Annotated in this window: 11 protein-coding genes; 6 read left to right on the top strand and 5 right to left on the bottom strand. The window is 61.5% G+C overall.

Translation table 11 applies throughout. The annotated features are described in order from the left end of the window. Positions 1-103: 103 nt before the first annotated feature. The 3 genes from AC07N8_RS29215 to AC07N8_RS29205 form a co-directional block, all read right to left on the bottom strand. Positions 104-853, bottom strand: coding sequence for an HvfC family RiPP maturation protein (locus tag AC07N8_RS29215; protein ID WP_493147186.1), 750 nt, complete (start codon positions 851-853; stop codon positions 104-106). Further along, positions 846-1,685, bottom strand: coding sequence for an HvfB family MNIO-type RiPP peptide maturase (locus AC07N8_RS29210; RefSeq protein ID WP_493147188.1), 840 nt, complete (start codon positions 1,683-1,685; stop codon positions 846-848). The genes AC07N8_RS29215 and AC07N8_RS29210 overlap by 8 nt, the downstream gene beginning before the upstream one ends. Positions 1,686-1,829: 144 nt before the next feature. Beyond that, positions 1,830-3,152 (bottom strand): acetamidase/formamidase family protein, encoded by a 1,323-nt coding sequence (locus tag AC07N8_RS29205; RefSeq protein ID WP_493147190.1) that lies wholly within the window; start codon positions 3,150-3,152, stop codon positions 1,830-1,832. 492 nt (positions 3,153-3,644) lie between these two features. On the opposite strand from AC07N8_RS29205, the gene AC07N8_RS29200 reads away from it, so the two are divergent. Both AC07N8_RS29200 and AC07N8_RS29195 read left to right on the top strand, forming a co-directional pair. Beyond that, a complete protein-coding gene (locus AC07N8_RS29200) occupies positions 3,645-4,691 on the top strand; it encodes a class I SAM-dependent methyltransferase (RefSeq protein ID WP_483839891.1) in 1,047 nt (348 codons plus the stop codon). Between the two features lie 88 nt (positions 4,692-4,779). Continuing rightward, positions 4,780-5,622, top strand: coding sequence for an NAD-dependent protein deacetylase (locus AC07N8_RS29195; protein ID WP_493147192.1), 843 nt, complete (start codon positions 4,780-4,782; stop codon positions 5,620-5,622). Positions 5,623-5,765: 143 nt separating this feature from the next. Here AC07N8_RS29195 and AC07N8_RS29190 read toward each other — a convergent pair whose 3' ends face one another. Next, the gene (locus tag AC07N8_RS29190) at positions 5,766-6,665 is read right to left on the bottom strand and encodes a LysR family transcriptional regulator (RefSeq protein WP_493147194.1); all 900 of its coding nucleotides are present in this window, start codon (positions 6,663-6,665) and stop codon (positions 5,766-5,768) included. Between the two features lie 150 nt (positions 6,666-6,815). On the opposite strand from AC07N8_RS29190, the gene AC07N8_RS29185 reads away from it, so the two are divergent. From AC07N8_RS29185 to AC07N8_RS29175, 3 genes are read left to right on the top strand one after another with little or no spacing between them, the layout of a single operon-like run. After that, positions 6,816-7,514, top strand: a complete 699-nt coding sequence (locus AC07N8_RS29185; protein ID WP_027925230.1) for a CoA transferase subunit A — start codon at positions 6,816-6,818, stop codon at positions 7,512-7,514. Positions 7,515-7,550: 36 nt separating this feature from the next. Continuing rightward, positions 7,551-8,216: a CoA transferase subunit B gene (locus AC07N8_RS29180; RefSeq protein WP_223512947.1), complete on the top strand. Its 666-nt coding sequence runs from the start codon at positions 7,551-7,553 to the stop codon at positions 8,214-8,216. Between the two features lie 11 nt (positions 8,217-8,227). Continuing rightward, positions 8,228-9,409, top strand: coding sequence for an acetyl-CoA C-acetyltransferase (locus tag AC07N8_RS29175; protein ID WP_483839894.1), 1,182 nt, complete (start codon positions 8,228-8,230; stop codon positions 9,407-9,409). Between the two features lie 262 nt (positions 9,410-9,671). Here AC07N8_RS29175 and AC07N8_RS29170 read toward each other — a convergent pair whose 3' ends face one another. Then, on the bottom strand, positions 9,672-10,274 hold the full coding sequence (locus AC07N8_RS29170) for an NADPH-dependent F420 reductase (RefSeq protein WP_483839895.1): 603 nt from the start codon (positions 10,272-10,274) through the stop codon (positions 9,672-9,674). A 112-nt stretch (positions 10,275-10,386) separates the two neighbouring features. Between AC07N8_RS29170 and AC07N8_RS29165 the strand changes: the two genes are divergently transcribed. After that, positions 10,387-11,280: a LysR family transcriptional regulator gene (locus AC07N8_RS29165; protein WP_483840311.1), complete on the top strand. Its 894-nt coding sequence runs from the start codon at positions 10,387-10,389 to the stop codon at positions 11,278-11,280. Positions 11,281-11,371 lie beyond the last annotated feature (91 nt).

The following is an 11,371-nucleotide window of genomic DNA, read 5'->3' as shown; positions in this document are numbered from 1 at the left end:
CCTGCTGAACGGGCAGAGCGAATACCAATCGAAAACCAGTTGAGGGCTTCCCCTCAACCATAGAATCTCCCACAGGGTTAATGCGGTGCTTGGGTAATGGTGGTCAGCCCACCACCCCTTCCCCGTGCATCTGGCGCAACAACGCCGCGCCGTTCTGCATGAACTCCGCAGAACCGCTCGCCCCCGCCTCGACCGCCAAGCCTTCCAGCTGCGCCTGTCCATCCAGCTCGGGAAACGCCTCGATCCGCTGCAACAACCGCCACGCCAACGGGCTCAGTTCGGAAAACTTCACACTCCAGTCTTCCGCCCGGCGCACCAATAACAACGTCGGCTGAGCCGGTGCTGCCTCAGGTTGGAAATCTGGCCCGACCAACTGCACCGGCCAGCCATACGCCAGCGGCCATGCCAGTGGCGAAACCTGCAACGGCCGCTGCAGGATCAACGCCGCATCGCTGCGCGTCAACGGCTCGGCATCGGACTGCTGCAGCGCCATCTCGACCCATTCGTAATGCGCCAACTCCACCATGAACGGCGGCCATGTGCCCTCGCTCAACGCCTGCGGTTCAGCTGCGAGAAACTCGATAAATTCCTTGGCGATCTCGCCGAATTTCGGCGTCTGCGCGCGGTAATCCCGCAGGAAAATCCGCACCAGCGTGCGCCACTGCTCATCGCCGAGAATCTTGATCAGCACCGGGAACGTCCCGCTGAGCAACGTCGACAGGTTGGCGAAAATCAGGTCGCGATACACCTGGGCTCGCGCGGCACTCATTTCACCGGGGGGCGCGCAGTGATCGGGATCGCGCAGATAGCGACCCAAGGTGGTTTGCTGTTCAAACAGGCTCGGCTTATCCACGGTTCATTCCCTCGGTTTGCAAGCGGCGAATGGTCTGCAATTCGGCCACCAGTTCAGAAAACGCCGGGAAGTTGAAATCCCGCTCCAGCAGCGTCGGTTGCGCGCCGAATCGGGCATACGCCTGCGCCAGCAACGACCAGACCACCGGTTTCACCGAGGCGCCGTGGGTGTCGATTTTCAAGGTGTCAGATTCGTCGAAGTGCCCGGCCACGTGCATGCCCACCACCCGGCCGGAATCGACATAGGCCAAAAAGGTCAGCGGATCAAAACCGTGGTTGATCGAATTGACGTACACGTTGTTGACGTCGAGCAGCAGGTCGCAATCGGCCTCGCGCAACACCGCGTTGGTGAAGGTCACCTCGTCCATGTCCTGCTGTGGCGCGGCGTAATAGGACACGTTTTCCACCGCCAGGCGCCGCCCGAGAATGTCCTGGGCCTGACGGATGCGCGCCGCCACGTGGTGCACCGCTTCTTCGGTGAACGGCAGCGGCAACAGGTCGTAGAGATGGCCGTCATCGCTGCAATAGCTCAAATGCTCGCTGTACAACGGCACCTGGTGCTGGTCGAGGAACACCCGCACTTCTTGCAAAAATCCCACGTCCAGTGGCGCCGGTCCGCCGAGGGACAACGACAAGCCGTGACAGGACAAAGGGAATCGTTCGGCCAGGGTGCGCAACGCATGGCCATGGGCACCGCCGATGCCGATCCAGTTTTCCGGCGCGACTTCCAGAAAGTCGAAATCGCCAGTACGGGCGGCCAGAAGGTCTTTCATTAAACCGCGACGCAGGCCGAGCCCGACGCTGGCCTTGGTGGGTGTGGAAGAGGTCTGCATGGTGTCGATCTCAATGATTGCCATAACGGAATCACAGTTAATCGTAGCGCTGTATCGGGGCTGTGTTCGGTTGTGGCAGAAAATCCGGGTGGATGTATCAGCAGCGGGTCTGTACACACTTCGGTACAGACCCGTGGGTGGGCGTTACGCCAGGTCGTATTTCTCGCGCACCAGATGGCCGATGCCTATGCGGTCCAGCACGGTCATCGGGCACAGGAAGGTCACGCGCACGGTGCCGGGCAAGCGGCTGATGTCGATGGAGCCGGTGATGGTCGCGCGGTTGAGCACCTCGTCATACGGCAGGCCGGTGACCGACGCAGCGCGCTTCAGGCCGTTTTCCACTGCGACGTTGAGGTTCTCGCCGCTGCCGATAAAGGTGATCGGGCCGCTCTGCTCGATTTCATGCTGACCCCAGCGTTCGCCCAATTCGAGGACTTTCTGCCGTTGTTCGGCCGTCATCGGCCGGGCCATGGGCGGCAGGTCGTCAAGGTTTTGCAGGAGGATCGGGCCTTCCAGCGTCAGGTGCTTGATCACTTGGACCTGCACTTCGGTTTCCCCGGAGCAATCGGTGGCGTGCCCGGCGATTTCGCCGTTGCCCTGCTGGGCATGCATGTCGCCCATGTACACCCCGGCGCCGGGCACTTTCACCGGACAGATCAGCACACAGCCTTCGCGGATCGAGTTGGTGTCCATGTGGCCGTCGGTTTTCGCCGCGTGCAGTTCTTCGCGGGTCATGCCGAAACGGTGCGGTGCGTTGATCAGGTATTGGCCGAAATCGGCGCAGTTGTGCGAGTCCGGCAAGTCGCGGGACGGCGTGGTGCCGATGTTGCCGAGGAACGGGCGCATGTGCGCGGCGACGCCGGGGATGTCGGCGCGGGCCAGCGACAGGATCGAATGCTGGGCGGCGAATTCCGGCAGTGCCGACATCTCGGTGGCGTTGCCGGCCAGTCGGTTGGCGACGTCCTGATTGACGGTCAGGCTGACCTGATTTTGCGCATCAAACACGATCACGTAACCGTGGCTGAAACGAAACGCGCTGACTTCGGCGCCGCAGTTGTTGCAACGAATCGAGTCTTCACCGATGCCTTCGACGTGGCTGGCCGGGTGATCAGTGCCGCACTTGGAGCAGAATTTGGAAACGAACGGGTCGCCGTTGTAGCGCCCCTCGACAAAACTCATGACCCCGGACGACGTCGCCAGCGAGGTCACGCGCATGCTTTTGATCTTGATCGCCACCGCATCGCCGACTTCGGCGCCGGCAATGGCCACCGGTTGCGTGACTTCGTGGCCACCTTCGAACGCCGGCGTGATCATCGGCCCCCAGCAGCCCGGCGGCGTGCCGGTGATCAGCGTGCCACCGTCGGCCAGCGGCCCGAGCATGGGCTGGCTTGGGCCGATGATGCCTTGGGTGTAATGGTCGACGCGCAGGCGATTGACCGGGTTGGTTTCAGACACAAGCTTAGTCATCAGGGGGTTCCCTTCACGGAGTGAGAATGCCTGCGCGGAACCGGTGTTCGGGCGCTGGATGGCTTGTACAGTTCATCGCAGGTTTGTATCCGGGCTGTGTTCGGCAATGGCCGGCAGTGGCTGAAACTGTATCGGGTGCGGGTTTAGATACAGTGCGATACACACCGCCATTCCCCCGAGAAAACAAAAATCCCTTGTGGGAGCGAGCCTGCTCGCGAAGGCGGCGTCTCAATCGACATTTATGCTGACTGACACACAGCCTTCGCGAGCAGGCTCGCTCCCACAGGGGATTTGTGTTCCCACAGGACGGGCTATGTCAGGCCGGGAAACGGGGCTTTCGTCGCTCCAGGCCGCAGCGTGCGGGCCACGAACTAAACTTAGTGCACCCAGGACGTGCATGGCCGTCCTGTTCATTCCCACGACCACCGCCCAGAGCCGAACGCCTCGAAAACAAGCCCTCTGGACCGTGATCCTGCCAAAGGAGCACACGTGATGGACGAGGCCAGACTCAATGATTTCATGGGCAAACTGGTAAACGACATGGGCGGCGCGGCGATGCTCGCCAATGTCATCCTCGGCGAGGAGCTCGGCCTGTACCGGGCCATGGCCGACAGTCAGCCGATCAGCCCCGAAACGCTCGCCGAAAAAACCGCCTGCAACCCCCGCCTGGTGCGTGAATGGCTCAGCGCCCACGCGGCGTCGGGTTATATGGAGCACCGCGACGGCCAGTTCCGCCTGCCCGAAGAACAAGCACTGGCCCTGGCCATCGAAGACTCGCCGGTCTACATAGCCGGTGGTATCGGCGTGGTCGCGTCGTTTTTCCATGACAAGGACAAACTGGTCAAAGCCATGCGCGGCGACGGCGCCCTGCCTTGGGGCGATCACCATCCGTGCATGTTCAGCGGCACCGAACGGTTTTTCCGCCCTGGTTATAAAGCGCACCTGATCGCCGAGTGGTTGCCGGCCCTGGATGGCGTGGTGGCGAAACTGGAGGCTGGCGCGAAAGTCGCGGACATCGGCTGCGGGCATGGCGCGTCGACGGTGATCATGGCCCAGGCGTTCCCGGACTCGCGATTTGTCGGGTTCGACTATCACGCGCCCTCCGTCACCGTCGCCACCCAGCGGGCCGAAGAAGGCGGCGTGTCCGGGCGGGCACGGTTCTTCCAGGGCACCGCCAAGAGCTACCCCGGCGACGACTATGACCTGGTTTGCTACTTCGACTGCCTGCACGACATGGGCGACCCGGTGGGCGCGGCCAAACATGCTTATGAATCGTTGAAACCGGATGGCACGGTGTTGCTGGTCGAGCCGTTTGCCAATGACTCGCTCGACGACAACATCACCCCGGTGGGACGGTTGTTCTACGCGGCTTCGACGTTCATCTGCACGCCGAACTCACTGTCCCAGGAAGTCGGCCTCGGGCTCGGCGCCCAGGCCGGTGAAGCGCGGTTGCGCAAGGTGTTCACCGAGGCGGGATTCAAGTCGTTCCGGCGCGCCACGGAAACACCGTTCAACCTGATTCTGGAAGCACGTAAATAAGCCTCAATCATCACCCGGACAGACGCGCTGTCCGGGTGATCGGTCTGCTACGCTGCACACACTCAAGGCCTTCCCCGGAGTGTTGAACATGCTCGACAGCCTCCTGCGCGAACAACTCGAGCGGCTTCGGCAACTCATGGCTGAACAGCCGTTTGTGGTGCTGACCGGCGCCGGCATCAGTACCCCGTCAGGCATTCCGGACTACCGCGATAACCAGGGCGTGCGCCGGGGCCGACAGCCGATGATGTACCAGGAATTTCTCTCCGCCCCGCAATCGCGTCGACGTTATTGGGCAAGGGCCATGCTCGGCTGGCCGCGGGTGCGTCTGGCGCAGCCGAATGTCGCGCACGAGGCGCTGGCCAGTTTGCAAAGCAGGCAGCAGATCAGCGGCCTGATCACCCAGAACGTCGACACCCTGCACGATCAGGCCGGCAGTCACGATGTGATCGAACTGCACGGCAGCCTGCACCGGGTGCTGTGCCTGGATTGCGGGATACGCAGCGAGCGGGACGCCATTCAGCTTTTAATGGAAGCACAGAATCCTTACCTGGCCGGGGTCGACGCGGTACAGGCGCCGGACGGCGACACCTTGCTGGACGCGGCATTCGAAGCGCGGTTTCAGGTGCCACAGTGCCCGCACTGCAAGGGCGAGCGGATGAAGCCGGACGTGGTGTTTTTTGGCGAGAACGTGGCGCAGGCCACGGCGGCCAAGGCAATGGCAACGGTGGAAAAGGCTGCGGGGTTGCTGGTGGTCGGGTCTTCGTTGATGGCGTATTCCGCGTTTCGCCTGTGCCGGGCGGTGGCGGATCAAGGGAAGCCGTTGATTGCGATGAATCTGGGGAAGACTCGGGCGGACGACATTCTGGATCTGAAGATTGAAGGCTCGTGCGAACAGCTTTTGCCGCTGCTGGCGCAGCGCCTGAACACTTAACAACTGAAGAAACCTAATCCCCTTGTGGGAGCGAGCCTGCTCGCGAATGCGGATACACATTCACCATCGATGTCGACTGATCCACCGCCTTCGCGAGCAGGCTCGCTCCCACATTAGATTTGTGTGGGTTATAAGGCCGGTGATCAGTGCGTAGAGATGGGTTGGCCGAGTTCTTCCTTGAGGATATCGAACAACGCCTGCGCCGCCGCCGACAGTTCACCGCCAGGCTGGGTCAAGACGCCGATGGCCCGTTCCACCACCGGATCGCGCAGGGTGATGCACCGCGCACCGAGCTCTTGCATCTGCCCCGCGCACAGCGCCGGCACCGCGCTCACACCCAACCCGCTGGCAACCATCCGCCCGACCGTCGCCAATTGATGACTTTCAAATTCCACCGGCAATTTCATCCCGCGCGCCTGTAGGTGTTCCTCCAGCATCACCCGTACCGTCGACGGTCGCTGCAAGGTGATGAACGGCTCCTTGAGCAGCATCTGCCAATCGATATCATCATGCTCGGTCAGCGGCGAATCCTTCGGCACAATGGCCACGAAACGGTCCATGTACAGCGGCGTGAACGCCAACGACGAACTCTGCGTCGGCTCAAACGCCACGCCCAGCTCAACCTGGCGGTCGCGGACCATTTCCAGCACCTGCTCGTTGATCACGTCATTCACCGTGACGTTGACTTTGGGATAACGCGCACGGAAGGTCTTGAGGATCGGCGGCAGCAGGTTGCCGGCAAACGACGGCATCGCCGCCAGCGTCACGCGACCGCGCTGCAGGGTGAAGCGCTGGCGCAGTTCGTCTTCGGCATTGTCCCAATCGGCGATCAACCGACGGGCCAGCGGCACCAGCGATTCGCCCTCGGCGGTCAGCGCCACGTTGCGCGTGTTGCGGGTGAACAAGCGCCCGCCCAGGCCCTCCTCCAGCGCCTTGATGGTCAGGCTCAATGCCGATTGCGACAGATGCAGGCGTTCGCAGGCCACGGCAAAACTCAGGCTCTGGGCCACTGCCAGGAAGGCGCGGATCTGCTTGACTGTCATGGCCGGTGGCTCCAACGTAATACGGATGATCGATTGGTGAGTTTTATCTATCAATCCACCTTAAAAATCAACTTAACAAATGAATACAACAGCGAGACACTCCCTCCCATTCGGCTAGCCAGCCGCCCACAAAGAATAAAAGAGGTGCATATGGCAGGTTTCGACAAGCGCGTGAGTTCCTACGAGGAAGCTCTGGCAGGTCTGGAAGACGGCATGACCGTGATCGCTGGTGGCTTCGGCCTGTGCGGCATCCCGGAAAACCTGATCAACGAGATCAAACGCAAAGGCACCCGCGACCTCACCGTGGTTTCCAACAACTGCGGCGTCGACGGTTTCGGCCTCGGTGTGCTGCTGACCGACCGCCAGATCAGCAAAGTGGTGGCCTCCTACGTCGGCGAAAACAAGCTGTTCGAAGAGCAACTGCTCAAGGGCGAAATCGAAGTCGTCCTGACCCCGCAAGGCACCCTCGCTGAAAAAATGCGCGCTGGCGGCGCCGGCATCCCGGCATTCTTCACCGCGACTGGCGTTGGCACTCCGGTCGCCGACGGCAAGGAAGTCCGCGAATTCCATGGCCGCAAGTACCTGATGGAAGAATCCATTACCGGTGACTTCGCCATCGTCAAAGGCTGGAAAGCCGACCATTTCGGTAACGTGATCTATCGCCACACCGCCCAGAATTTCAACCCGCTGGCCGCCACCGCCGGCAAGATCACCGTGGTCGAAGTCGAAGAAATCGTCGAACCCGGCGAGCTGGACCCGGCGCAGATCCATACCCCTGGCATCTACGTCGACCGGATCATCTGCGGCACGTTCGAGAAGCGCATCGAACAGCGCACCATCCGTAAGTGATCCCCTGCCCCCGGACCGAATGAAGGAATAACAACAATGGCACTTTCCCGCGAACAAATGGCTCAACGCGTCGCCCGCGAAATGCAGGACGGCTTCTACGTCAACCTGGGCATCGGCATCCCGACCCTGGTCGCCAACTACATCCCTGAAGGCATGGAAGTCATGCTGCAGTCGGAAAACGGCCTGCTGGGCATGGGTCCTTTTCCTACTGAAGAAACCATTGATGCCGACATGATCAACGCCGGCAAACAAACGGTGACCGCACGCACCGGCGCTTCGATCTTTTCCTCGGCCGAGTCCTTCGCAATGATCCGCGGCGGCCACGTCGACCTGACCGTGCTGGGCGCCTTTGAAGTCGACGTGCAAGGCAACATCGCCTCGTGGATGATTCCCGGCAAACTGGTCAAGGGCATGGGCGGCGCGATGGACCTGGTGGCTGGCGCAGACAACATCATCGTCATCATGACCCACGCGTCCAAGGACGGTGAGTCCAAGTTGCTGGGCCAATGCAGCCTGCCGCTGACCGGCGCCGGTTGCATCAAGCGCGTATTGACCGACCTGGCTTACCTGGAAATCGAAAACGGCGCGTTCATTCTCAAGGAACGTGCACCGGGCGTCAGCGTCGAGGAAATCGTCGCCAAGACTGCGGGTAAACTGATTGTTCCCGATCACGTTCCAGAAATGCAGTTCGCTGACCAGTGAGGAATCCTTCCATGCAAGACGTCGTCATTGTCGCCGCCACCCGCACTGCCATTGGCAGTTTCCAGGGCTCTCTGGCCGGCGTTTCCGCGGTTGACCTCGGCGCGGCGGTGATCCGTCAGCTGCTGGCGCAAACCGGGCTGAACCCGGCCGAGGTCGATGAAGTGATCATGGGCCAGGTCCTGACCGCCGGTGCCGGGCAAAACCCTGCGCGCCAGTCCGCGATCAAGGCCGGCCTGCCATTCACCGTGCCGGCCATGACCCTGAACAAGGTCTGCGGTTCGGGCCTCAAGGCCCTGCACCTGGCCACCCAGGCCATTCGCTGCGGTGATGCCGACGTGATCATTGCCGGCGGCCAGGAAAACATGAGCCTGTCCAACTACGTGATGCCGGGTGCTCGCACCGGTTTGCGCATGGGCCACGCGCAAATCGTCGACACCATGATCAGCGACGGCCTGTGGGATGCGTTCAACGATTACCACATGGGCATCACCGCCGAGAACCTCGCCGAGAAGTACAGCCTGACCCGCGAGCAACAGGACGCCTTCGCGGCGGCCTCCCAGCAAAAAGCCACGGCGGCCATCGAAGCCGGGCGTTTTGTCGATGAGATCACGCCGATCCTGATTCCTCAGCGCAAGGGCGATCCGCTGTCCTTCGCCACCGATGAACAACCGCGCGCCGGCACCACCGCTGAAGCGCTGGGCAAGCTGAAACCGGCGTTCAAGAAGGACGGTTCGGTGACCGCAGGCAACGCGTCGTCGCTGAACGACGGCGCCGCTGCCGTGATCCTGATGAGCGCCGACAAAGCCAAGGCCCTCGGCCTGCCAGTGCTGGCGACTATCGCTGCTTACGCCAACGCCGGCGTAGACCCGGCGATCATGGGCATCGGCCCGGTGTCGGCCACGCGCCGTTGCCTGAGCAAGGCCGGTTGGTCCATAGATCAACTCGACCTGATCGAAGCCAACGAAGCCTTCGCCGCGCAATCGCTGGCGGTGGCCAAGGACTTGGAATGGGACTTGAACAAGGTCAACGTCAACGGCGGCGCCATCGCCCTGGGTCACCCGATCGGTGCATCGGGCTGCCGCGTGCTCGTGACCTTGCTGCATGAAATGATCAAGCGCGACGCCAAGAAAGGCCTCGCCACCCTGTGCATCGGCGGTGGTCAGGGCGTGGCATTGGCGATCGAACGAGCGTAAAGCGTTCATCAGACTGCGCGGGGACCCACGAAGATCCGCTGCAGCCTGGCAACACCCCCGGTGCTTCTGTGGCGAGGGGGCTTGCCCCCGTTGGGTTGCGCAGCAACCCCCAAAATGTCGGTATTGGTCGAAAATTTTGGGGGAGCGCTTCGCACTCCAACGGGGGCAAGCCCCCTCACCACAAAAAAACACTCTGGCCACAGCTAGTCAGTGCCTACATGAACTGACTGGCATCAGATGCACCGGGTTCTATTACCTGCCGTCAGGCAAATTTCACCAGATTCAGCGTCGGCAGCGGGCCACCCGGAAACTGCGTCAATCGTGCGCCAACACTCAATCCCCCCAGATCGATCCCGAAGAATCCCAACTGATCGATCAGCGCCGCCACTTGGGCTTTCGCCTGAGTGTCATCCCCCGAGAAAAACAGCACTCTACGACCGCCCTCCGCCGCCGGGTCGCTCTCCAGCAGACGCGCCTGAAGGTGATTGAACGCCTTGACCAACCGCGCACCGGGCACCCATTCAGCGAACACTTCGCTGGACATCCGGCCGTTCAGATCTACTGCCTTGAACAACGGCGCTTCAATCGAGTTGTTCGCATCAATGACAATCCGCCCGCCGAAATCCGGCAGACCACCCAACGCTGCCGGCAATTTCGACCAATTCACCGCGACCAGCACAATTGCCTGCGCGGCCGCTTCTTCACGGGTGCCGGCACGCGCCGTCGGCCCGAGTTCTTCTACCAGCGAAGTCAAGGTGTGTGGTCCACGGCTGTTGGCGATAACCAGTTCAATGCCTTGACGCGAAAGGGCTCTGGCAAAGGCTGCGCCGATCGCACCGGCGCCGATGATTCCAATAGTGTTCATGAATATTCACTCCGAAGGGTTGTCGTTGGAGTGAATACTGCGCTTGCCATTAGCATTTGATTAGACGGTAATGCCTTGAATGATTTTCAAGCTTTGCTATCAGGTAAACGCCATGGAAACCCTCGCCAACCTTGAGTCCTTTGTGCGTAGCGCGGAAACCCGCAGCTTTTCCGCAGCGGCGCGTTTGTTGGCCCTGACACCCGCCGCTGTCAGCCGAAACGTCGCGATGCTTGAACGAAACCTCGGAGTACGGCTGCTCCAGCGCTCGACCCGCAAGCTCTCGCTGACCGAGGCCGGCGAGGGGTTTCTGGCGAGCATCGGCGGCAATCTGGAGGCGTTGCAGGCGGCGATCAACGCGGTATCCAGTGATCGAGGCGAGCCCGCTGGCGTGCTCAAAGTCAGTCTCGCGCCGACCTTTGGTATCGGTCATATCCTGCCGCTGCTGCCGGCCTTCCTTGAACGTTATCCATTGATCAAACCGGAATGGCACTTCGAAAACCGTCCCGTGGATTTGATTGCCGAAGGCTACGACGTGGCCATCGGCGGCGGCTTCGAACTAACGCCAGGCATGGTATCGCGCACACTGGCAGCGGCAGATGTGGTGGCGGTGGCTTCTCCCGCGTATCTGGCGGGACGAGCGTTTCCGGATGATCCGACGCAGTTGTCCCGATTCAACGGCATCGTGATGCGCGGCAGCCGCACCGGGCGGATCAGGCAGTGGATCATGCAGGATCGCGCGGGTCATGAAGCACCGGCCAGTCTGAGCGAAACCATCGTGCTCAATGACCCGGCGGCCATGCGCGAAGCGGCGTTGCTCGGTTTGGGTGTGACGCTGTTGGTGTTGCCGGACGTGAGTACCTACCTCCAGCGTGGCGAATTGGTGCGTTTACTGCCGGACTGGCATGCTGATGCCGGGCCGATTTCGCTGTACTACCCGAGCCGGACGCTGATGCCAGCCAAGACCCGGGTGTTTATTGATTTTGTGGTTGAGGCGTTCCAGCGATAGACCGTGTCATCGTTCTTCGCGAGCAGGCTCGCTTGTATGGTAGGACTTGAAGGGAGGAGGAGGGACTAGGCTCGATTCTGACTGTTGACGC

Source organism: Pseudomonas sp. GW821-FHT10C09, assembly GCF_059415465.1.
This window is presented reverse-complemented; position numbering and strand designations above follow the sequence as displayed.